At 71.9% G+C, this 21,779-nt stretch carries 22 protein-coding genes and 1 pseudogene; 10 read left to right on the forward strand and 13 right to left on the reverse strand.

Annotated elements, in window-relative coordinates:
* Positions 1-5: 5 nt before the first annotated feature.
* From ACFQO7_RS04690 to ACFQO7_RS04710, 5 genes are all read left to right on the forward strand, one after another.
* A complete protein-coding gene (locus ACFQO7_RS04690; RefSeq protein ID WP_376805215.1) occupies positions 6-464 on the forward strand; it encodes a hypothetical protein in 459 nt (152 codons plus the stop codon).
* Positions 465-725: 261 nt separating this feature from the next.
* On the forward strand, positions 726-2,078 hold the full coding sequence (locus ACFQO7_RS04695) for a golvesin C-terminal-like domain-containing protein (protein ID WP_376805216.1): 1,353 nt from the start codon (positions 726-728) through the stop codon (positions 2,076-2,078).
* Between the two features lie 96 nt (positions 2,079-2,174).
* Positions 2,175-3,419, forward strand: a complete 1,245-nt coding sequence (locus ACFQO7_RS04700) for a hypothetical protein (RefSeq protein WP_376805217.1) — start codon at positions 2,175-2,177, stop codon at positions 3,417-3,419.
* A 65-nt stretch (positions 3,420-3,484) separates the two neighbouring features.
* Positions 3,485-4,057 carry a hypothetical protein gene (locus tag ACFQO7_RS04705; protein ID WP_376805218.1) on the forward strand — a complete coding sequence of 191 codons (573 nt, stop codon included), beginning with the start codon at positions 3,485-3,487 and terminating at the stop codon, positions 4,055-4,057.
* A gap of 57 nt (positions 4,058-4,114) precedes the next feature.
* Positions 4,115-5,662 carry a golvesin C-terminal-like domain-containing protein gene (locus ACFQO7_RS04710; protein WP_376805219.1) on the forward strand — a complete coding sequence of 516 codons (1,548 nt, stop codon included), beginning with the start codon at positions 4,115-4,117 and terminating at the stop codon, positions 5,660-5,662.
* 28 nt (positions 5,663-5,690) lie between these two features.
* Here the strand turns inward: ACFQO7_RS04710 and ACFQO7_RS04715 are convergent, their stop codons facing one another.
* The 4 genes from ACFQO7_RS04715 to ACFQO7_RS04730 all read right to left on the reverse strand — a co-directional run bounded on the left by ACFQO7_RS04715 (position 5,691) and on the right by ACFQO7_RS04730 (position 8,943).
* The gene (locus ACFQO7_RS04715; RefSeq protein WP_376805220.1) at positions 5,691-6,914 is read right to left on the reverse strand and encodes an RNA polymerase sigma factor; all 1,224 of its coding nucleotides are present in this window, start codon (positions 6,912-6,914) and stop codon (positions 5,691-5,693) included.
* Positions 6,911-7,243, reverse strand: a complete 333-nt coding sequence (locus ACFQO7_RS04720; RefSeq protein ID WP_376805221.1) for a YciI family protein — start codon at positions 7,241-7,243, stop codon at positions 6,911-6,913. Before ACFQO7_RS04720 ends, ACFQO7_RS04715 begins: the two co-directional genes overlap by 4 nt.
* 87 nt (positions 7,244-7,330) lie before the next feature.
* A complete protein-coding gene (locus tag ACFQO7_RS04725) occupies positions 7,331-7,873 on the reverse strand; it encodes a hypothetical protein (RefSeq protein WP_376805222.1) in 543 nt (180 codons plus the stop codon).
* An 89-nt stretch (positions 7,874-7,962) separates the two neighbouring features.
* The gene (locus tag ACFQO7_RS04730; RefSeq protein WP_376805223.1) at positions 7,963-8,943 is read right to left on the reverse strand and encodes an ArsR/SmtB family transcription factor; all 981 of its coding nucleotides are present in this window, start codon (positions 8,941-8,943) and stop codon (positions 7,963-7,965) included.
* 65 nt (positions 8,944-9,008) lie between these two features.
* On the opposite strand from ACFQO7_RS04730, the gene ACFQO7_RS04735 reads away from it, so the two are divergent.
* Positions 9,009-10,199 carry an MFS transporter gene (locus ACFQO7_RS04735; protein WP_376805224.1) on the forward strand — a complete coding sequence of 397 codons (1,191 nt, stop codon included), beginning with the start codon at positions 9,009-9,011 and terminating at the stop codon, positions 10,197-10,199.
* 115 nt (positions 10,200-10,314) lie between these two features.
* On the opposite strand, the gene ACFQO7_RS04740 is transcribed toward ACFQO7_RS04735, so the two are convergent.
* The 3 genes from ACFQO7_RS04740 to ACFQO7_RS04750 form a co-directional block, all read right to left on the reverse strand.
* Positions 10,315-10,974, reverse strand: a complete 660-nt coding sequence (locus tag ACFQO7_RS04740) for a DUF2306 domain-containing protein (RefSeq protein WP_376805225.1) — start codon at positions 10,972-10,974, stop codon at positions 10,315-10,317.
* A gap of 66 nt (positions 10,975-11,040) precedes the next feature.
* Positions 11,041-11,709 carry a response regulator gene (locus ACFQO7_RS04745; RefSeq protein ID WP_376805226.1) on the reverse strand — a complete coding sequence of 223 codons (669 nt, stop codon included), beginning with the start codon at positions 11,707-11,709 and terminating at the stop codon, positions 11,041-11,043.
* Positions 11,706-12,815 (reverse strand): sensor histidine kinase, encoded by a 1,110-nt coding sequence (locus ACFQO7_RS04750; RefSeq protein WP_376805227.1) that lies wholly within the window; start codon positions 12,813-12,815, stop codon positions 11,706-11,708. The genes ACFQO7_RS04745 and ACFQO7_RS04750 overlap by 4 nt, the downstream gene beginning before the upstream one ends.
* 93 nt (positions 12,816-12,908) lie before the next feature.
* Here ACFQO7_RS04750 and ACFQO7_RS04755 point away from each other — a divergent pair, with 93 nt between their 5' ends.
* The 3 genes from ACFQO7_RS04755 to ACFQO7_RS04765 all read left to right on the forward strand — a co-directional run bounded on the left by ACFQO7_RS04755 (position 12,909) and on the right by ACFQO7_RS04765 (position 17,156).
* Entirely contained in the window at positions 12,909-14,525 is a 1,617-nt protein-coding gene (locus tag ACFQO7_RS04755) for an acyltransferase (protein ID WP_376805228.1), read from the forward strand.
* A gap of 9 nt (positions 14,526-14,534) precedes the next feature.
* Positions 14,535-15,650, forward strand: a complete 1,116-nt coding sequence (locus ACFQO7_RS04760) for a DNA glycosylase AlkZ-like family protein (protein ID WP_376805229.1) — start codon at positions 14,535-14,537, stop codon at positions 15,648-15,650.
* 492 nt (positions 15,651-16,142) lie between these two features.
* On the forward strand, positions 16,143-17,156 hold the full coding sequence (locus ACFQO7_RS04765; protein ID WP_376805325.1) for a hypothetical protein: 1,014 nt from the start codon (positions 16,143-16,145) through the stop codon (positions 17,154-17,156).
* A 34-nt stretch (positions 17,157-17,190) separates the two neighbouring features.
* On the opposite strand, the pseudogene ACFQO7_RS04770 reads toward ACFQO7_RS04765, so the two are convergent.
* From ACFQO7_RS04770 to ACFQO7_RS04790, 5 genes and pseudogenes are all read right to left on the reverse strand, one after another.
* A pseudogene (locus ACFQO7_RS04770) lies at positions 17,191-17,439 on the reverse strand (STAS domain-containing protein); the annotation flags it as partial.
* A gap of 1 nt (position 17,440) precedes the next feature.
* Positions 17,441-17,764 (reverse strand): hypothetical protein, encoded by a 324-nt coding sequence (locus ACFQO7_RS04775; RefSeq protein WP_376805230.1) that lies wholly within the window; start codon positions 17,762-17,764, stop codon positions 17,441-17,443.
* 176 nt (positions 17,765-17,940) lie between these two features.
* Positions 17,941-18,363, reverse strand: coding sequence for a hypothetical protein (locus ACFQO7_RS04780; protein ID WP_376805231.1), 423 nt, complete (start codon positions 18,361-18,363; stop codon positions 17,941-17,943).
* Between the two features lie 9 nt (positions 18,364-18,372).
* Positions 18,373-18,972 (reverse strand): transcriptional regulator, encoded by a 600-nt coding sequence (locus ACFQO7_RS04785; RefSeq protein WP_376805232.1) that lies wholly within the window; start codon positions 18,970-18,972, stop codon positions 18,373-18,375.
* On the reverse strand, positions 18,969-19,298 hold the full coding sequence (locus ACFQO7_RS04790) for a PEP-utilizing enzyme (protein ID WP_376805233.1): 330 nt from the start codon (positions 19,296-19,298) through the stop codon (positions 18,969-18,971). Before ACFQO7_RS04790 ends, ACFQO7_RS04785 begins: the two co-directional genes overlap by 4 nt.
* Positions 19,299-19,442: 144 nt before the next feature.
* Between ACFQO7_RS04790 and ACFQO7_RS04795 the strand changes: the two genes are divergently transcribed.
* Positions 19,443-20,225: a sterol desaturase family protein gene (locus ACFQO7_RS04795; RefSeq protein WP_376805234.1), complete on the forward strand. Its 783-nt coding sequence runs from the start codon at positions 19,443-19,445 to the stop codon at positions 20,223-20,225.
* Positions 20,226-20,244: 19 nt separating this feature from the next.
* Here ACFQO7_RS04795 and ACFQO7_RS04800 read toward each other — a convergent pair whose 3' ends face one another.
* Positions 20,245-21,768: a catalase gene (locus ACFQO7_RS04800; RefSeq protein WP_376805235.1), complete on the reverse strand. Its 1,524-nt coding sequence runs from the start codon at positions 21,766-21,768 to the stop codon at positions 20,245-20,247.
* Between the last annotated feature and the right edge of the window lie 11 nt (positions 21,769-21,779).

The raw sequence follows: 21,779 nt of genomic DNA on the forward strand, positions 1-21,779 counted from the left end.
CGCCGGTGCCCTCCGTCTCCGTACGCCGCTCGAAGCGCCTCACCCCGCTGCCCGCCCTCGGTCCGCTCTACCTCGTCCTGGTCGTGATCTGCGGGGCGCTGGTCGTCGAGGCGCTCGCCGCGGGTCGCTACGCCGAACCGCGGCTGATCCCGCTACTGATCATCTTCGGTGCCGCCTACGCGGGGACGCGCCAGGGCATCTACCTGGTGGGCGACCAGCTGGTGCTGCGGCTCGGGCTGGGCAGCTCGGTCGTCCCCCTGAACCGGGTGCGCGAGTTCACCCTGCGCCCGGAGCCCGGCAAGGCCGGTAAGCGGCTGCTCTGGGTGGAGCTGCTGGACGGCACCCAGATTCCCACCAGCGTCGGCGTCAGTCGCAACCTGTTCAGCCCCGTGGTCAGGATGCCGTTCGAGAAGCTGGTCGCGCTGGTGGAGCAGCTCGACACCCACCGCAGACAGGCGAGCTGAGCAACTGACGTAGCCGAACCGGGCCGGACGCCACGCGCGTCCGGCCCGGTTCGCCGCGTCCGGCGGGGAACCGCCCGCCTGCGCGGAGGCAAATCTTAGATGACAATCTATGAAGATATCTTTCCATCTAGACGCATCATTGGTTGAATAGCTTCGCTCGGCCCCCAGCGGCACGAGTGGGGCACGGCATGTTCCATCGACGTTCGTTCCTGCCGGTGCCTCGGTTCCGCTTCACCGACCGAGGAAGGAAGGAAGGAAGGAATGAGGATCACCAAGATCACCCGTGGGCTCGGCGCCACCCTCGCCGCGCTCATGGTCACGGTCTTGCCCGGCCCCGCGGTGCCGGCGCAGGCGCTGGCCGCGGAGACCTTCACCATCGTGATGCTGCCGGACACCCAGTACGCCTCCGAGTACTGGCCGGAGGTGTTCCGGGCGCAGATGCAGTGGGTGGCCGCCCAGCAGACCGCCCGGAACATCAAGTACGTGCTGCACGTCGGCGACGTGATCGACAACTCCGACCAGCTCGCCCAGTGGACCAACAGCAAGAGCGCGATGGGCCTGCCCACCGACGACGTGCCGTACATCATCGGGCCGGGCAACCACGACCTGGACCCGGGCACCGCTTCGACGACGCGCACCACGACCCGGTACAACACCCACTACCCGCGGTCGACCTTCACCCCGCTGCCGTCGTTCGGCGGGACCTACCCCGCCACCGCGAACGACAACACCTACCACACGTTCAGCGCCGGCGGCGTGGACTGGCTGGTCGTGGCGATGAAGTACGCGCCCAGCGCCGCCGAGATCACCTGGGCGAACTCGGTGGTGGCCGCGCACCCGAACCACAACTCCATCCTGGTCACCCACGCCTACCAGAACGGCGTCACCAAGGACAGCAACGGCAACAACCTGTGGACCAACCTGGTCAGCAAGCAGAAGAACTTCCGGTTCACCTTCTCCGGCCACTACGTCAACGCCGGGGTGATCACGCAGGCGGGGGTGAACGGCAACACCGTCCACCAGATCCAGGCCGACTACCAGAACTCCTCGCAGCGCGACCCGAACAGCTTCCTGCGCATCATGACGTTCGATCCGAACAACAAGACCCTGGACGTCAAGACGTACTCGCCGTTCCTCAACACGTACAAGACCGACGCGGCGAACCAGTTCGTGCTCAGCAACATCAACCTGATCCCGCCGGCGTGGAGCACCGTCGTCGACAACACGACCGCGGGCCGGTTCACCGCGAGCGCGAACTGGGGGACGTCGACCTACTCGACGCAGCGGTACGGCGCGGACTACCGCTTCGCCGACCCCCTGTCCGTCAGCGATCCCGCCTGGTACAAGGTGAACATCCCGGAGACGGGCACCTACCAGGTCGCGGTCTGGTATTCGGCGAACTCGGGCTACAACGACGCGACGCCGTACATCGTCGTGACGCCGAGCGGCAACCAGACCGTCCACGTCAACCAGCGCGCCAACGGCGGCAAATGGGTGTCCCTGGGCAACTTCACCCTGTCCGCCGGTGACGAGAACAAGGTGGGCGTCAGCCGCTGGACGGCGGGGACGGGATACGTCATCGCCGACGCAGTGAAGGTCACCCGCATCAGCTGAGTCAAGCGCAGTTCCGAGTGCGGAGGTGCGGCCGTCGGGCCGTGCCTCCGCCCTCCCGCCGACCGCGTGCGCCACCAACCGCCCGGAGTGTGTCTCGTGATCCCCGCTCTCCTGCTCGGTGCGGCCCTCGCCGCCCACCCGCTGACCCCGTTCTCGGTCGACCAGCGCGTCGAGGTGACGCTGCGCCAGGACCGCGTCGACGTCGTCGCCGTGCTCGAGGTCGGCGAGGTGGCGGCAAAGCAGCTCACGCCCGACTGCGCGGCCTTCGCCGCCGCCCTCGAAGCCCGCGCCGGATCGGCCCCTCTGCAGTGGACCGTCCAATCCAGCGAACTGAAGCGGCTCGGCGCGGCAGGCGTCGAAACCATCCGGCTCACCTGCCGGCTCTCGGCCCCGACCGAGGTCGGCGCTTCGGCGACCGTCGCGGTGACGAACCGGTACCTGACCGACCGGGTCGGCGCCAACCAGATCGTCATGGCCGGTGACGGCGTCGCCCTGCCGGAGAGCCTTCCACCGTACGAGCGCTCGGCGGAGCTGACCCTGCAGGCCGGAACCGAGGCGAGCCCCTCGGCGGCTGCCGCCGCGCCGCAGCAGGGCTGGCTGGAGCGCGGCGAGGCCTGGCTGGCCGGTGTGCTCGGTGACCCGTCCCCGGGCGTGCTGCTGCTGGCCGTGCTGATGGCCGCGCTGCTGGGCGCGGCGCACGCGGCGCTTCCCGGTCACGGCAAGACCGTGATGGCGCTGTACATGGCGGGACGGCAGGGGCGGCGGCGCGACGCGGTCATCGTCGGCGGCACCGTCACACTCACCCACACCGCCGGTGTGCTGGTCCTCGGCATCGCCACCACCGTGTTCGCCGGCCTGGCCGCCGAGTCGGTGCTCCAGTGGCTCGGCGTGGCCAGCGGCATCGTGATCACCGCCGTGGGAGCGGGCATCCTCGTCAACGCACTGCGCCACCGGCACGCCCATCACCATCACGGGCCGGACCACCACCACGATCACGGCCACGATCACGGCCACGGCCATCACCACCACCATCATCACCACAAAGGCCGCCGCGGCAGTCTCGCCGCCCTCGGGATCGCGGGTGGTCTCGTGCCCAGCCCCACGGCACTGGTGGTGCTGCTCGGCGCGGCGGCGCTCGGCCGCCTCTGGCTGGGCATCGTCCTGATCGTCGTCTACGGACTGGGCATGGCGGGGATGCTGACCGCCGCGGGGCTGTTGCTGCTGCGCGTACGCGATCGCTGGACCTGGCTCGGCCGGCTCACCGTGCCGGCGGAAGCGACGGCCTCGGTGATCATCGTGATGGGATTCGGCCTGGCCGCCCGAGCCGCGTTCGCCTTCTGAGCATGCCGCGCTCCGACCCGAACCCCGCCCCGCCCGGTTCACCGGGCGGCCAGAAAGGACCTGCCATGCGACCCGAAACGGTACGTCTGCTCGGCACCGCGGCCGCGGCTCTCGCCCTGGCGGCCGTGACCGCCTGCGGCCAGCTGCCACCCGCCGCGGCACCACTGCCGCCGGGCGCGACGGCGTCCGCGGGCACCGCCTCGCCGGGCCCCGAGCCGTCCACCGCAGCCTCCGCCGGGCCCACCGCACCTGCCGGGTCGGCCGCGCCCGCCGGAACGCCCGCCTCGAAAACCGTCCCGGCCTGCGACGCCGTGCTGAAGGCCCGCCAGGCCGCCGTCGCCGCGATCGCTCCCGTGGCAGCGGTCCTCGCTCAGCCCGGACGGCCCCACGACGTGCTCGCCAAGGCGACCAACGACCTGAACACGGCCTACACCGCCATGCACGTCGGGGTGGCCGGCGCAGCCGAACTCACCGCCGACCCGAAGCTCAAGGCGCAGATCTCCGCGTACCAGCTGGCGGTGGAGCAGGCGATCGTCGCCGTCGAAGGATCCGACGGCGATCAGTCGAAGCTGGCCGCCGTGATCGAGCTGCCCGCGACGCGCAGCGCCGAGAAAGCGGTCGTGGCCGCCTGCGCCTGACCGGCATACCGCGAAATCCCCTGCCAGCGAACCACACCCCTCCGACCGGGAGCCGCCATGCGCCGACCAGCCGTAACCGTCCTGCTCGCCACACTGCTCGCCTTCACAGGCCTGGGTGCGCCGCCCGCCCCGGCGCTGGCCGTCGCCAACGCTGCGGACGCCGGCACCTTGGCCGTCACCTCCCTCGCGCCCGGCCTCACCCTCACGAACACCTCCATCAGCGGCCCCAACCAGGTCAACATCTTGACCGCCGACCTCGCCGAACCGACGCTCAAACCCAGATACCTCAGTCCCGGCACCGTCGGCGCGACCGCCGCGCTGACCACGCAGGCCAACCGGGTCGGTGCGATCGCCGCCGTCAACGGCGACTTCTTCGACATCGGCGCGACCGGCGCGCCCCGCGGCGTCGGCGTCGACGGAGGTTCACTGCTGCACGGCCCGGCCTCCGGCTGGAACAACGTCGCGGCGCTGTACACGAACGGGGCGGGCAGCCGCGGCGGCCTGGCCCAGATCTTCCTCGACGCCACGGTCACCCTGCCCGGCGGCGCCCGGCTCACCGCCTCGAACCTGAACTCGCCGGACATCGCGGCCAACGGCATCGGCGTCTACAACCCGCTCTGGGGTGACGAGCCGCGCAGCCAGGTGCTCGACGGCGCGACCCGGTCCCGCGAGATCGAGGTGACCGCCGGCAAGGTGAGCAAGGTGAGCACCACCCCGGGCGGCAAGGTCGCCAACGGCACGGTCGCCGTGCTCGGCGTGAACACCGGCGCGGACGCCCTGGCCGGGCTCGCGGTCGGCGACGCGGTCACGGTGAACTACGCGCCCCGTGGCGGCGACGGAGCGGCCCAGGTCGCCATCGGCGGAAACCTGGTGCTGGTCAAGGACGGCGTGGCCACCACGGTCTCGCACCCGAAGAATCCGCGTACCGCGGTCGGGTTCTCCGCCGACGGCCTGAAGATGTGGCTGGTCGTGGTGGACGGCCGGTCCACGGCGAGCGTCGGCATGACCTATGTGGAGCTGGCCGCCTACATGAAGTCGCTGGGCGCCGACGACGCGATCAACCTCGACGGCGGCGGTTCGAGCACCCTGGTGGCGCGGATGCCCGGGGCCACCTCGGTGTCCGTGCGCAACACCCCGTCCGACGGCGCGCAGCGTGCGGTGCCCAACGGCATCGGCTTCGTCTCCACCGCGCAGGCGTGGACCACGACCGTGGACAACACGACCGCGGGCCGGTTCACGGCGAGCGCCAACTGGGGCACCTCGACGTACTCCAGTGAGCGGTTCGGGGCCGACTACCGGTTCGCCGATCCGGTGCTGGCCAGCGACTCCGCCTGGTACAAGGTCAACATTCCGCAGACGGCGGCGTACGAGGTCTCCGTCTGGTACCCGGCCAACGCCGGCTACAACGACTCGACGCCGTACATCGTGGCGACGACCAGCGGCAACCAGACGGTGCGGGTGAACCAGCGCGTCAACGGCGGGCGGTGGGTCTCGCTCGGCGTGTTCAACCTGGCCGCGGGCGACGCCAACGTCGTCGGCGTCAGCCGCTGGACCGCCGGCACCGGCTACGTGATCGCCGACGCGGTACGCATCACCCGCGCCTGACCGTCGCCGGCTGAGCGGAGCATCCCCGTCAGGACGCTCCGCTCAGCTGGTCGCGGCGGCGGACGAGGTAGGCCGCCTCGCCGCTGTTGCCGGCCAGCTCGACGGCCCGGTCGTACGCCGCGCGGGCCTGCTCGCTGCGGCCCAGGCGGCGCAGCAGCTCGGCGCGGGTGGCGTGGAAGACGTGGTAGCCCGCCAGCGGTAGGCGGTCGATCTCGGCGAGCGCGACCTGCGGGCCGTCGAGTTCGGCGACCGCGATCGCCCGGTTGAGCCGCACGATCGGCGACGAGTCCAGGCGGACCAGCTGGTCGTAGAGCGCGACGACCTGCGACCAATCGGTGTCGCGGATGTCCGGGGCGTCGGTGTGCACAGCGTTGATCGCCGCCAGGATCTGATAACGTCCCGGTGCCTGTCCGGCGGCCAGCCGGGTGCGGACCAGGGCATGCCCTTCGGTGATAAGCGCGCGATCCCACGCGGCGCGGTCCTGCTCGCCGAGGGCGACGAGGTCACCGCTCGCCGACACCCGCGCGGCCCGGCGGGCCTCGGTGAGCAGCATCAGTGCCAGAAGTCCGGTGGTCTCACCGTCATCGGGCATCAGGTCGCGGACCAGCCGGGTGAGCCGGATCGCCTCGGCGGTCAGCTCGGCGCGGATCGGCTCCTTTGCGGGGTTCGAGGCCAGATAGCCCTCATTGAAGATCAGGTAGAGGACGGCGAGGACGCCGCCGACCCGGGCGGGGAGATCGTCGCGCAGCGGCACGCCGTACGGGATGCGCGCCTCTTTGATCTTCGTCTTCGCGCGGGTGATCCGCCGGCTCATGGCGCTCTCCTCGACCAGGAACGCGCGGGCGATCTCAGGCACGGTGAGCCCGCCGACCATGCGCAGAGTCAGCGCGATCCGGGCCTCCATCGCCAGCGCCGGGTGGCAGCAGGTGAACACGAGACGCAGCCGGTCGTCGTCGATGGCGCCGAGCGGCTCAGGCGAGTCGAACAGCATCAGCGCCTCCCGGTGCCTCTCCTCGCGCCTGACCTCGCGCCGGAGCCGGTCGACGGCCCTGCGGTAGGCGGTCGTCGTCAGCCACGCGCCAGGGTTCGGTGGCACGCCGTCGACCGGCCAGCGTTCGACGGCGGTCGCGAACGCCTCGGCGGCCATCTCCTCGGCGACGTCGAGGTCGCCCAGACGCCTGGCCAGGGTCGCGACCAGCCGGGCCCACTCCTCGCGGTGGACCCGGCCGATCACCTCGTCGAGGTCGGTCATTCGCCGAGGAACGGCCGGAGTTCGACCTTCCGGTTGCAGCTCTTCGACCCCTGGGCCGCGAGCCGCAGCGCGACGTCGAGATGCGGTGCCTCGACGATCCAGAAGCCGATGATGTGCTCCTTCGACTCCAGGTACGGTCCGTCGGTGAACACCGGCTCCCCGTCCCGGCCGTCGACGACGGTCGCCGAAGCGGGCGAGGCGAGGCCGCCGGCGAACACCCAGTGGCCGTCGGCCTGGAGCTTCTCGTTGAAGACGTCGATCGCGGCCATCTCCTCCGCGGTGGCCAGGCCGCCCTTCTCGTCGAGCACTGACATCAGGTACTGCGCCATCGGGACCATCTCCTGTCGTGGTGTGGCCGCTCCCGCGAGCGGCCTCTCACCCCTGCTACGAACGAGACTGCTCGGGTCCGACACGCTTCATGGGTTTTTCTTCGAGAAGCTTCGGGCGTCTCGGATCCGGACGCGAACGTCCAGCATCCGGTGGCACAGCCCACTCAATCCATATGTGATCCACTGCAGCGGGTTCAGCAGGGGAAGCATCGACCGTCGGAAGCTGTCGACCTTCTCAAGGTATGCCTCCTGCTCCTCGACGGTCGCGATCTTGCGAGGCGGCGCGTAGCCGAAGATGCCGACCAGGTCCCAGGGCATGGCGGCCCGCCACCTGTGGTGCCGGTACACGGCGATGGCTCCGAGGCTGCTGCCGTAGAAGCCCGACGGTCTCGCGTTCCTCCTGGCGCCGTTGCAGCAGAGCAGGACGCCGGTCGGCTCCGTCTGCCGCCGGATCTGCTTCAAGCAGTCGTACAGATCCACGCCGAAGGCGTCGAATCTGACCCCTTCGGGACCGACGAGCGACAGCCGCCACGGCGCGTCGGGGCTCTGCGCGGCGAGGTCGTGTTCCACCCGCCATGTGGCGGACTTCCCATCGGCTGTGCGGACGCGGAGCGGACTGTACTCGATCATCAGCGAGACTCCGGTTTCACTCGAACCTCGATGGGGTGTACCTCGGCGACCCCGTACAGGATGGCGCACGGATGAGGGAGAGGCGAGGCTCAGAGAGACGCGGTGGCGGCGAGGGCGTCGCCGAGCGGGGTGCGCCGGTAGAGCACGGATCGGCCGGAGCGGGCGCGGTCGACCAGGCCCGCGCGCAGGAGCACCGCCAGGTGGTCGCCGACCGCGCCGGGCGCGAAGCCGAGTGAGCGCGCGAGCTGCGTGGTGCTTCCCGGCTCGGACAGCGCCTCCAGCAGGCGTGCCCGTGCCTTGCCGACCAGTGCGGCGAGCGCCTCGGCCGGTGGCGGGTCGGGTTCCCACAGCGCGGCGACGCCGCGGGCGGCGTAGATGATCGAAGGGTGCCAGGGCTGCTCGCTGTGGGCGGCCACGGCCGGCCAGATGAACACCGACGGCACCAGCAGCAGGCCCCGGCCCGCCACGTCGACGCGGGCGTCGAGCAGCCGGGGGATCTCGATGCCGCCGTCACGCCAGCGTACGCGGGGCAGCCCGTCGAACGCGGCAGCCCAGCCGGAGCGGCCGAGGTCGGCGGAGCGGTGGAGCACGTCGCGTTCGCAGATCACCCGCAGCCGGAGCCAGTCTGCGGCGAGCAGGTCGTGCCACGCCCGTTCCAGCACGTCGGCGAGCAGCCTGGTGACGGCCGGGTCGTGCAGGACGGCCAGCGCGGCCGGATCACGGCAGTCCCGCCGGGCGAGGCAGTCCCGGATGTCCCGGCGGGCAAGGGCGAGCGGGGTGGCGCGTACGGCGGCGAGGTCGTCGTCGATGGTCTGGGCCAGACCCGCCGGGGGTGGGGCCAGGAAGCCCGGTCCGCGGCGGGGGGAGTGCAGCGCCACCACGGCCCGCATCGCCGGGTCCGCAGCCAGCTGCTCGTACGCGGGCCGCAGCCGTGCCGCCCAGCCGGGCGGGAGCCGCTGCTCCCGGGACAGGCCGGCCAGGATGCGGATCAGGCTGTCCAGCTCGAACAGCGGGGAGATCGCGAACCGGCTGTGCAGCAGGTCGTCGGCGGTGACCTCGAACCGGAGCATGGCTCGACCTTACGTCGCCCGACGAAACATTCGCCGGTCGGCCGCCCGTCCGCGACGCTCAGCGCGTGATCGAGACTAAGCAGGCGACCTACCGGGATGTGCTGTCCGAGCCGGTGTTCCGCACCCTGTTCCTGACCCGGACGCTGTCCATCGCGGCCGGTTCGCTGCGCATCCTGGCCCTGTCCGTGCTCGTCTTCGACCGCACCGGCTCGCCCGTGCTGACCGCGCTGACGTTCGCGATCGGCTTCGTGCCGCAGGTCGTCGGCGGGACGCTGCTCGCGGCGCTGGCCGACCGGCTGCGGCCCCGGCCGCTGATCGTGACCGGGTTCCTGCTGGACGCGGCGGCTGCGGCGACGCTGGCGCTGCTGCCGCTGCCGGTCGGCGCGAGCCTGGCCCTGCTCGCGGCGGTGGCCGTGTTCGGCCCGGTGTTCAACGGGGCGTCCAACCGGTTGATCGCCGAGCAGCTGACCGGCGACGCGTACGTGCTGGGCCGCGCCCTGTCCAGTGTGGCCGCCGGTGGCGCCCAGCTGCTCGGGCTCGCGTTCGGCGGCGCGGTCGTCGCCGCGCTGTCGGCCGGCTGGGCGCTGCTCGGGGCGGCCGCGGGCGGCCTGGTCTCGGCGGTCTGGGTGCGGCTGCGGCTGCCCGACTTCGCGGCCCCGCCCGCTGCGGACGGCTCGGCGGTGGGACGCAGTTGGCAGGTCACGGCCCTGCTGCTGCGGGACCGTCCGGTGCGCCGCCTGCTGCTGGTGCAGTGGCTGCCGCCGGCGTTCATCGTGGGCGCGGAGGCGCTGGTGGTGCCGTACGCGGCCGAGCGGGGCCACGGGTCCGGCGCGGCCGGCCTGATCCTGGCGTGCGCGCCGCTCGGCATGGTCGTCGGCAACCTCGTCTACAGCCGCCTGCTCCGGCCGGTGACGCGGGAACGGCTGACCGCCGCGGTGATCAGCGGGCTGGGCGGGCCGCTGGTGCTGCTGGCCCTGCCGGTGCCGATCTCGGTCGCGATGGCCGTCATGTTCCTGGCCGGGGCGGCGTTCTGCTACTCGCTGGGCGTGCAGCGCCCGTTCCTGGACGCGCTGTCCCCGGAGGTTCGCGGGCAGGCGTTCGCGTTGCAGTTTACGGGCCTGATGACGATGCAGGGCGTCGGTCCCGTGCTGCTCGGCGTGCTCGCGGAGCGCACCTCGACCGGCCTGGCGATGGTCGTCGCCGGGGCCGGGGCGGCGGCGGTCGGCTGCTGGTGGTGGCTTCGTGCCAACCGATGAGCATGCATTGCCAACAGTCCGAACATCCATCGTGTCGGACCTCGTGTGTTAGGAAGGGCACCTGCTACATCGCATAGCGATGTGAAGGTGCCCTTCCTTTGCTTCAAGCGGGCAGTCAGCCTACGGGCACGGCCGCGGGTGCGGCGGTGCTGCGCGTGGGGCGGCGGGAGCGGTGGATGAACCACTCCGCGACCGCCAGGTTGATCAGCCAGCCGGCGGCCATGGCGGCGAACCTGCCCAGCATGTCGGGGGTGTCGCCGGTCAGCAGCCAGGGCACGTGGGTGAACGCCTGGGTGCCGGCGGCCAGGCCGATCGCGTAGCCGCGCATCATCCAGGCCCGGTGGGCGGTGAGGTCGCGCCGCCGCACGGCGAGGAAGCCGAGCACGATCGACACGGCCATGGCACTGCCGAACACCAGCCGCAGCAGCATCACCCCCAGGCCGTCGATCGGCGGCACGTCGTAGGCGACCGCCATCCAGACCCCGGACAGCGCGGCGACCAGGCCGCACGGGACGAGCACCCGCCCGGCGATCCGGTGCCACCCAGGCCGTCGCCGGCGCAGCACGGCGTCGAACTGGAACGCGCCGACCAGGCAGTACACCGTCGCGCCGACGATGTGCAGGACCACCGGCACCGGGTCGGCGAAGAACCGGGCGTTGCCGTCGTCGATCGGGGCTCCGGCGGCGAGTTCGGTCACCCGGAACGCCCCGGCCACGACCGGGATCAGGCTCAGGGCGACCAGGGAGTACGGGACGAGGCGAGCGCGAATGGTCACGGGTCGATGGTGCGGCCGCGCCGGGCACGGATCATCGCCCGTCAGGCTCGCGAAGGGAGGCTCGGCTCATCCCTTGGTACTAGGACCCGCCCGGCCCGTCTCGTATGCCCAGATCGCCGCTTCCACCCGGTTGCGCACCCCGAGCTTGGTCATCAGGCTGCCGACGTGTGTCTTCACCGTGCTGAGGCTGATGAACAGGTCGGCGGCGATCTCGGTGTTGGTGCGCCCGGCGGCCAGCTCCCGCAGCACCTGCTCCTCCCGGTCGGTCAGCGGCTCCAGCGGCTGCCGGCGCGGCAACGCGGGGTCGTGCCGGGCGAACGCGTTCAGCAGCCGGGTGGTGACACTCGGGGCGATCAGCGCGTCGCCCCGGGCGGCGGCGTGCACGGCCTGGCTGAGCAGAGCGGGCCCGGCGTCCTTGAACAGGAAGCCGCGGGCGCCGGCGCGCAGCGCGCCGTAGACGTATTCGTCGAGGTCGAAGGTGGTGATGACGACGACCGCCGTCGGCTGGGCGACCCCGGGTCCGGCGAGCCGCCGGGTCGCGGCGATCCCGTCGAGCACCGGCATGCGCACGTCGAGCAGGCACACGTCGGGGCGCAGCCGCTCGGCCAGCCGCACCGCCTCCAGCCCGTCGGCGGCGGTGGCGACCACGTCGATGCCCGGCTGCGCGTCGAGGATCATCGCCAGCCCGGTGCGCACCAGCTCCTGGTCGTCGGCGACCAGCACCCGGACGCTCATCGGGCCAGCGGCAGTTCGACCGCCACGGTCCAGCCGCCGGCCGGATCAGGCCCGGCCCGCAGCACCCCGTCCAGCAGCCGCGCCCGCTCGTCCATGCCCGTCAACCCGTACCCCCTGCCGGTGTCCCTGGCCGGTGCGCCGTCGTCGCCGACCCGCAACCGCACCACGTCTTCGTCCACACTGACCCGCACCTCGACCCGGGTCGCCTGCCGCGCGTGCCGCTGCGCGTTGGTCACCGACTCCTGCGCCATCCGGAACAGCGCGCCGCCCAGCGCGGTGGGCAGCGCCGACAGATCACCGTCCACGCGCACCTGCACCGGGAGACCGGCACCGGCCGGGCGGGCCAGCCCGCGCAGGTCACCGGCGCCCTGGTCGGGCGTGTACTCGGCCGGTTCGCCCTCGCGCAGCACCCGGACCATGGCGCGCATCTCCGCCAGCGCCCGCGACGCCTCCGCCTCGATCACCCGCAGCGCCTCGATCGCCGCCTCGGGCCGGGTCGGCGCGATCGCCAGCCCGGCCTGGGCGCGGATCGCCATCGCCGACACGTGGTGCGCGACGGTGTCGTGCAGGTCACGGGCCAGCCGCTCCCGCTCCAGCAGCCGCACCTGGTCCAGCTCGCGGGCGCGGGCCCGCACCCGGTAGCGCCGCGCCAGCCCGGCCGCGGCCACCGCCGACACGACGGCCAGGCCGCCCAGCGAGTCGGCGGCGCCGGTGCTCCCGGCCAGCGCCGACAGCCCCAGGCAGCCGAGCACCGCGACCGCGGCGAGCACGATCTCGCGCCCCGAACCCCACCGCGCCACCGAGTACGGCAGCAGCAGCAGGTAGATCATCGTGTACGTCTCGGGCACGGCGTCCCGGGTGAGCAGCGGCACGAGTGCGCCCACGCCGAACGACAGCAGCACCATCGCCAGCGGCCACCGGCGGCGCCACACCAGGGTCGCCGTGAATCCGGCGCTGAGCAGCAGCGAGGCGATCGGAAGCGCGGGGCGGAGCAGGCCCTCGACCGCGGTGAGCACGACCAGCGCGGCGGCGAGCAGGTAGTCGCGCCGGCCGTGGCGCGGGACGGGCGCGGGACGCGGCTCGCGCCAGAAGGACAGTCCGAGCACGACCCGATGCTACGGGTCGCCGCGGCGCGATCCGTTGGCCTGAACGGCTTCCACCGTCGCCACGAGACGGCGAAATACGAGATGATCTCCGCCATGAGCGAGTTCGACTTCTGCCCGTGGCTGTTCGCCGACAACGCCACCCAGGACGAACGCGAGGCGCAAATGGCCTTCCAACACGGGCTGGCCGGATTGCGGACCGCGGGCGACAGGTCGTTCGTGTCCCCGCTCGCCGCGATCCACCAGGCCGATCTCACGGTCGGCGCGAATTCCTACATCGCCGCGCACGTCTACCTCACCGGCGAGGTCGAGCTCGGCGACAACACCAGCCTCAACCCGTACGCGGTGGTACGCGGCCCGGTGCGCCTCGGGTCCGGGGTGCGCGTCGGCGCGCACGCCTCGCTGGTCGGCTTCAACCACTCCACCGAACCCGGGACGCCGATTCATCAGCAGCCCGTCGTGGCCAAGGGGATCGTCGTCGGCGACGACGTGTGGATCGGCTCGAACGCGATCGTGCTCGACGGCGTCACCGTCGGCGCGCACAGCATCATCGGCGCGGGCTCGGTCGTCACCAAGAACGTCCCCGCCTGGTCGGTGATGGTCGGTAACCCGGCCCGCCGCATCCGCGACCGCCGTGACCAGGCCCGCCCCGACAGTCTGGCGGCGAAGCTGGCCGGCTTCGCGGCACAGTCCCGTGATCAGGCTGAGCGGCTGCTCGACCGGTGCTGGACGGGGGAGACGTTCACCGACCAGCCCTCGGCCGCGCCCACCGTGCGCGCCGTGTGCGACGCGGTCGAGATCGCCGACCTGCTGCTGGACGCGCCCCCACCGCAGCTTGGCCGGGACGAGCTGGTCCGTCGGCTCGCCGCGCTCCAGGATCCGGCCACCGGGCTCATTCCCGAGCTGGGCGAGACCGGGCGGCCCAGGCTCGACAGCGGCTCGGCGTACCACGTGCTGTCGGTGGGGTATGCCCTGGACCTGCTCGGCGCGCGGCTGCCGCACCCGGTCGAGGCCGTGCGCCTGGACCCGGCCCGGCTGGTGGCGGAGCTGGACGGGCTGCCGTGGGCGCGGCAGGCCTGGAGCGCGGGGGACTGGGTCGACATCCTCGCCACCGGCCTGCACTGGAACCGTCGGCTGTTCGACCCGGACGAGCCGGTGGAGGCGCTGTTCGGCTGGCTGCTGACGCGGCAGGACGCCTTCTCCGGGCTGTGGGGCGGCCCGAGCGCGGCGCAGGGCTGGCGGCAGCCGGTCAACGGCTACTACCGGCTCACCCGCGGCACGTTCGCGCAGTTCGGGCTGCCGGTGCCGCGTCCGGAGCAGACGATCGACACCGTGCTGGCCCACGCCCGCGACGACCGGTTCTTCGGCGACGGGCGCGGCACCGCCTGCGACGTGCTCGATGTGATCCACCCGTTGTGGCTGTGCGGGCGGCAGACCCGCCACCGGCGGGCCGAGGTGCAGGCCTGGGCCCGCGACCGGCTCGCCGCGACGCTCACACGCTGGCACGCCGGCGCGGGATTCGCGTTCAGCCCCGCGCCGACCACCGGCACCGAACACCTGCCGGGCCTGCAGGGCACGGAGATGTGGCTGGCGATCGTCTGGCTGCTCGCGGACGTGCTGGGGGAGAGCGGTGCGCTGGGCTACCGCCCGCGCGGGGTCCACCGGCCCGAACCCGCGCCCGAGTCCGGGAGCGGTGTCGGTGCCGTGGCCTAGTCTCGGCGGGTGCGGATCCACGAGCTCACCCGCGCCCAGGCGCGCGCCATCGCCGTACGCGCCCAGCTGCTCGACCGGCCCCGGCCGCCGTCACTGCTCGACGTCGTACGGCAGCTGACCCTGCTGCAGGCCGACCAGACCGCGGCCGTCGCGCCGAACGCGGACCTGGTGCTGTGGTCGCGCCTCGGCTCGGCGTACCGGCCCGCCGACCTGGAGGCCGCGGTCGGCAACCAATCCCTGCTGGAGGTGCAGGGCATGATCCGGCCTGCGGAGGACCTGGCGCTGTACCGTGCGGACATGGCGGACTGGCCCGGCCGCGGCGAGCTGCCGGACTGGCAGGAGTACCGGCGCGACTGGGTCGAGGCCAACCGCGGCTGCCGACTGGACATCCTGCGCCGGCTGCGTTCGGACGGCCCGCTGCCGGCGCGCGAGCTGCCGGACTCGTGCGAGCTGCGGTGGCCGTCGAGCGGTTGGAGCAACGACCGCAACGTGCTCAAGATGCTGGAGCTGATGGAGGCGCGTGGCGAGGTCGCCGTGGCGGGACGCGACGGCCGCGAGCGCCTGTGGGACCTGGCCGAGCGCATCTTCCCCGACGACCATGTGGTCCCGGCCGCTGAGGCCGCGCTGATCCGCTCGCAGCGGCGGCTGCGTTCGCTGGGAGTCGCCCGTGCCCGCGGGGCGCAGCAGGCCGCCGAGCCGGTCGACGTGGCCGACGCCGGTGAGCCTGCCGTGGTCGAAGGGCTCCGGGGCCGGTGGCGGGTCGATCCCGCGCAGGTGGAGGCATTGGAGCGGCCGTTCGCCGGACGGGCGGTGCTGCTGTCGCCGCTGGACCGGCTGGTGTTCGACCGCAAGCGCATGGCGGAGCTGTTCGAGTTCGAGTACCAGCTGGAGATGTACAAACCCGCCGCCAAGCGCCGGTGGGGCTACTGGGCGATGCCGATCCTGTACGGCGACCGCCTGGTCGGCAAGCTCGACGCCACCGCCGACCGGCGGGCCGGGGTGCTGCGGGTGGATGCGGTGCACCGGGACGTGCCGTTCACGAAGGCGATGACGGCGGCGGTCGACCGGGAGATCGCGGAACTGGCGGCCTGGCTGGGGCTGAACCTGGATATGCCCGGCGATTGACGGGCAGACAGCGGCCGGCGGTCGCTCACCCCCGTTAGCGACCGCCGGCCTTCACTGTCCGGGTGAACGCCGTCCCCCAACGGCATCTGTCCACCCATCCCCCTGTGCACTTCGCTCGGCGCCGCCAACCGGAAACGGATTCCCGGCCGGGCCGGCCCGCTGGGACCCTGGGGCCTTCATCGAGCGTCGCGCCACTGGTGCAAACGTTATGCCGCCTGACCTGCGGTCGTCCAGGGTGCCACCAAGATTTTTTCACGCAATGTAGTCACATATCTACGGTGAGTGGCCTGATGAGGTCGGTGAGCGCCCCGGTCGGAGGCACAGGAGTGACCGGTGGGCCCATTGATGCCCGCGTTACCCCCGTGCACCGGACCGCCGGGGGGTGACCCCCGCACAGACCCGGGGGTCGGCCGCATGGTTCGGCGCCACCGGTTCCACGAGGCTCGTGGCGTGGAAGATTCCAGGAACATCCTCACCTCGGCCGTCGGCGCGATGCGCGGCTGGCACCGCCCGCTGACGGCCAACGCCGCGGCCATGTTCGCCCTGGCCCTGGCGAGTGCCGTGGGTCTGTTCGCCGACGACCGTCTGCTGCTGGGTGAGTCGGTGTGGCTGAAACCGCTGAAGTTCGGCTTCGCCATGGGGGTGTACGGCCTCACGCTGGCCTGGCTGCTCAGCAGGCTGCGCGAGGGCAGGCGCCTCGGCTGGTGGTTGGGCACCGTCTTCGCCGTCGCCGGGCTGCTCGATGTCGGCGCGGTCGTCTACGCCGCCGCCCACGGCACCGTCAGCCACTTCAACGCCAACGCCGACCCGGTCGCCCGGACCGTGCGGACGGCGTTCAACATCGGCGTCCTGCCGCTCCTGCTGACCACGCTGGTCATCGCGGTCCTGGTGCTGATCCAGCGCACCGGCGACCGCGCGCTGACCGTCGCGCTGCGGGCCGGGCTCGGACTCGCCGTCGCCGGCATGGTCGTCGCCGTCTGGCTCAGCAACGGGGCCGGGCCCCGTACGGTGGCCGACGCCGACGGCCACCCGGTGGCGATGACCGGCGGCCACGGCATCGGCGACCCCGACGGCAACGGCATGGCCGTCACCCACTGGAGCACGACCGGCGGCGACCTGCGTGTGCCGCACTTCGTCGGCCTGCACGGCATCCAGGTCCTGCTGCTCGTCGCGGCCGTGCTGGGCCTGCTCGCCGCCCGCCGCGGCCGGTTGCGCGACGAACGGGTCCGCGCCCGGCTCACGGGCGTCGCCGCCCTCGGTTACACGGGTGTGTTCGCGCTGCTCACCTGGCAGGCCGCGCGGGGCCAGTCGGTGGTCCACCCCGACGGGCAGACGGTGCTGGCTTTCGCGGTGCTGGCGTCGCTCATCGTGGTGGCTGTGCCGGTGGCCGTGAGCCCTCGGTGGTCTGCGGCAGGTTCAGCCGCAGGTCGTCGTCGTACGTCCACGCCGCCACCGGCTCGTCCAGTTCAAGAGCTTCCCCGGTCAGCAGTTCCAGGACGCCGGTGACTGCCAGCACCCGCTGGACCAGGCCGGTGACTCCGACGACGCGGAAGCCGACGCCCGAACTGACCGCCCGCTCCCGGGCGGTCAGCAGGACGTGCAACCCGGTCGAATCCATGAACGAGACCCGGGAAAGGTCCACGACGACCTTCGTGATGCCTGGCTCGTGGATCGTCGCGGACAGCGTGTCCTGCAGCTCGTCGCGGACCGTCAGATCGATCTCGCCGGCAACGGCCACGACCGCCTCGCCCGGGTCGTGGCCGTGCACGTCGACGTCGGCGGCGCCCACGTCAACTCTCCTCCGTCTCTGAGGGCACCGGCTCCAGCCCGGTCGCCGCCGCGACCTTGGCGACGTCCTGGGGCCCGTAGGCCGTGCGCACGCCCGAAACCGACATGCCGGCCGCCGAGGCCAGTTCGCCGAGTGTGTACGGGTGCGGATACACGAACTGGCGACCGTACGCCAGCAGCAGGCGGATCTCCTCGTCGGCGCGCATCCGCCGGGCGTGCGCGTCGGCCAGCGCCGACAGCACCGCGTCGCTGCTGGCGGCCACGAGCGGGTCCGGGACCGCTGCCAGCACGGCCTTCACATCGGCGATCACCCTGCGTGTACTCACGTGACGAGATTCGCACGATCCTGCGATGGTCGCAAGGCACGACGGTCCTTGGAAGTCAGGTCGTTCGTCGGCGAATCGGTTGTGGAGCAACGATGTGGGCGCGAACCGCGACCGGCTCCGCACTCCGCCCTGTTAAACGGTAAACAATCACAACAGTCAATCCGCCGACCGCTCGATCAGTCCGACTGGGCGGTCACCCGATAATTGATCTCGACCTGGTCGTGGGAGTAGATCGGCGTCCGGAACGTCAACCGCAGCCAGCGGTGCTCGCCGCCGCGCGGGTCGTCGGCGACCTCGATGCGCTCGTCGCACGCGCCGACGTGGACCGCGCCGATGTTGCCGGTGCTGCGGAACCGGCGCACGCTCAGCTCCACCGCCAGCACCTGCGGCGGCTGCGGGTACGGCAGGCTGTCCGGCAGGAACACCGCGAACTCCTGCAAGTCCTCCAGGCGCACCGCGCCACGGAAACCGGCGCGCCGGGCCAGGCAGAGGTGTCCGCTGTAGACGGTCGAGCGCACGGGCCGGCCGGTCGTGGGGTCGACGCCGTCGAAGAACAGGCGCGGGCCGGGCACGACGGCGCGCAGCTCCAGGAAGTCCACGCCGGAAGACTATCGGGCGATGCCCAGCGACGCGATGAGGTCCTCGTGCAGCTCGAACCAGACGCGGTGGCACGACTCGACGTCCATGCCGGTGATCCAGGCCGGATCGTCGGCGGCCCGCGCGAGCGCCTCGGTGAAGCGCTGGTGGTATCCGCCGAACCGGGTCAGGTGCTCGGTAAGCCGTCCTTCGAGCGGGTGCAGCCGCTGCGCGAGGTCGGCGAGCTGCCCGAGCAGGTCGCCGGGCACTGCCTTCTGGGGGCTGTCCATGGATCCGAGCTGCCAGTCCGTGAACGTCCGGGTCGCCTGCGCGTTGAGCGGGAGGAAGTCGTCGTGCATCGCGGCGACGGCGTCGCGGGCATGGTGGGCGACGAGCTCCGCCCGCAGGTCGGCCTCGTTGTGGCGGCGGCCGGCCTCGGTGAGCGACCAGCCGGTCAGCCCGGCGAACGAGGCGCGGGTGACCCTGCCGTACGCCTCGGCGTCGAGCAGGTCCTCCTGGGTCTGCGCGGCGTCGAGATCGAAGCGGGCGGCCACGGCATCGGTCCCGGCGAACCCCTTGAGCCGTACGGCGTGCAGCACCAGCAGTTCGGCGGGCGACGTGTGGGCCGTCAACGCGTCACCCCCGTGACCGTGCCCAGCGCGCCGTCGACGAGGACCTGTGCTCCGTCCGCCAGCAAGGCCATCGCGTCGGCGGCTCCGACGACGGCGGGGATGCGGCACTCGCGGGCGACGATCGCGGCGTGGCTGAGCAGCCCGCCGGTCTCGGTGACGACGGCGGCGGCGACGTGGAACAGGGGTGTCCAGGCCGGGTCCGTGGTCCGGCAGACGAGCACGTCGCCGGGCCGCAGGCGGCCGAAGTCGTCTACGGAGCGCACCAGCCTCGCCGGTCCCAGCGCCCGGCCGGGGCTCGCGGGCACGCCGGTGACCGCGCCGGTCACGAGCCGTCCTCGCGGAGCCGGGCTGCGTCGGCGGTCTGCGCCCCGGTCGATGATCGACTCATGCGGCCAGCATCGCCTGGGACGCAGTGGCTGTCAACAATCCAGGGGAGCGCGCGATGCGTCCGCGGCTCGTATCCTCCTGGCATGCATGAGGTCGCCGCGTACCTTCGAGACCTGCCGATGTGGGCGGCGGCGCTGCTGTTCATCGCCGAGAACGCGCTGATCCTGCTGGCCGGCGTCGGCCTGGGCACAGCCGTGCTGCGGCTCTCGCGCGCGGTGCGGCTGATGCCGGACACGGGGCGCGCCGAGCTGCTGCAGCTGTGGCTGGCCGCCGGAGCGGTCGTGCTCAACACCGCGGTCACGCTGGCCGGGTGGAAGCTGTGGACCCTCGGCATGATCGAGCTCGACCTCGACACGACCTGGTGGATCGCCGCCGACCTGCTGGTGCTGCTGCTCATCATGGACTTCGCGTCGTATGTGGGCCACGCCCTGGCCCACCTGCCGCTGCTCTATCCGCTGGGGCACCGGCTGCACCACCGGTTCGTCGACGCCCGGCCGATCACCCTGTTCGCGCTGCACCCCGGTGAGGTGATCGCCTTCGGGGCGCTGTGGCTGCTGGTGCTCGCCGCAGGGTCGTTCAGCGTGTGGGCGCTGGCGGGATACACCGTGGTGAACCTGGTCTTCGGCGTCTTCGGCCACCTAGGCGTGGAGCCGCTGCCGGTACGCTGGCGCCGTTCCCGGTTCTTCGCGATCGTGGCGACGCCGACCATGCACACCATGCACCACGTCAACCCTGCCCGTAACCTCGGCTTCTACACGACGCTGTGGGACCGGCTGTTCCGGACCCTGGACGACGACTACGACCGCCGCCGGACGGGACTGGCCGCATCGCCCCGCCCGGCTTCGGTGACCTCACGCCTGTCGTAGGCGATCGGCACCATCGTCTTCAGGCCTTCTGCTGCATGCTCGTCCGAGCCGGATTGGCCTGCTTGGCAGCCTTCGGATCCCGTTCACCCTGCTTGGCCCGCACGCCGGTCTCGACACGGTCGCCGAGATCCTTGTCGACGTTGTGCCAGTATTGGAACGCCCGCTCCAGCACCGGCTCGCTGACTCCGTTGAGCAGGTGACCGACGATGTTGTCGACGAGCCGCTGCCGGGCGTCGTCGTCGAGCACCTCGCGGACCATCGTGCCGGCCTGCCCCCAGTCGTCGTCGTCCGGACGCAGGGTGTACGCCGCGCGGACCATCTCGCCGTCGCTGTACCAGAGCCCGCCGTCGTCGGTCAGCTCCGGCTGCGCCTGCGGCCCGCCGTAGGAGTTGGGCGCGTACACCGGGTCGCTGACGTTGACGACCCGCATCGCGCCGTCCTTGGAGTAGCTGTGCACCGGGACCTTCGGCGCGTTGACCGGGATCTGCTTGTAGTTCACGCCCAGCCTGGCCCGGTGCGCGTCGGCGTAACTGAACCCGCGGGCGAGCAGCATCTTGTCCGGCGACAGCCCCGTCCCGGCGACCAGGTTGTTGGGCTCGAACGCGGCCTGCTCGATCTCGGTGTGGTAATCGGTGACGTTGCGGTTCAGGGTCATCCGGCCGACCTCGTGCAGCGGGTAGTCGCCGTGCGGCCATACCTTGGTCAGGTCGAACGGGTTGAACCGGTAGGTCTTGGCGTCCTCGAACGGCATGATCTGCACGTGCAGGGTCCAGCTCGGGAACTGCCCGGCGGCGATGTGCTCGTACAGGTCCCGCTGGTGGTAGTCGGTGTCCGCGGACGCCATCTGGTCGCCCTCGTCCTGGGTGAAGAACTCGATGCCCTGGTCGGTCTTGAAGTGGTACTTGACCCAGAACCGCTCGCCCTGCGCGTTGATCCACATATAGGTGTGGCTGCTGTAGCCGTTCATGTGCCGCCAGCTGCGCGGGATGCCGCGGTCGCCCATCAGCCAGGTGACCTGGTGCGCCGACTCCGGTGACAGCGTCCAGAAGTCCCACTGCATGTCGTGGTCGCGCAGATTGTTGTCCGCCCGCCGCTTCTGGGAGCGGATGAAGTGCTGGAACTTGAGCGGGTCCCGGATGAAGAAGACCGGGGTGTTGTTGCCGACGATGTCCAGGTTGCCCTCGCCGGTGTAGAACTTGACCGCGAACCCCCGCGGGTCGCGCCAGGTGTCGGGGCTGCCGCGCTCGCCGGCGACGGTGGAGAACCGGATGAGCACGTCGGTCTTCGCGCCCGGCTGGAACACCGCCGCCCGGGTGTGGGCGCTGTGGTCCTGGGTCACCTCGAAGGTGCCGAACGCCCCGCCGCCCTTGGCGTGCGGCTGGCGCTCCGGGATGCGCTCGCGGTTGAAGTTGGCCATCTGCTCCAGCAGGTAGTGGTCCTGCAGCAGCAGCGGACCGTCCGGGCCCACGCTCAGCGAGTGCTCGTCGCTGGCGACAGGGATGCCGGCATCGGTCGTCGTGGGACGCGGGTCTGGTGACGTCATCGGCGCGTTCC

Source organism: Catellatospora aurea (genome assembly GCF_042663325.1).
Taxonomy (GTDB): domain Bacteria; phylum Actinomycetota; class Actinomycetes; order Mycobacteriales; family Micromonosporaceae; genus Catellatospora; species Catellatospora aurea.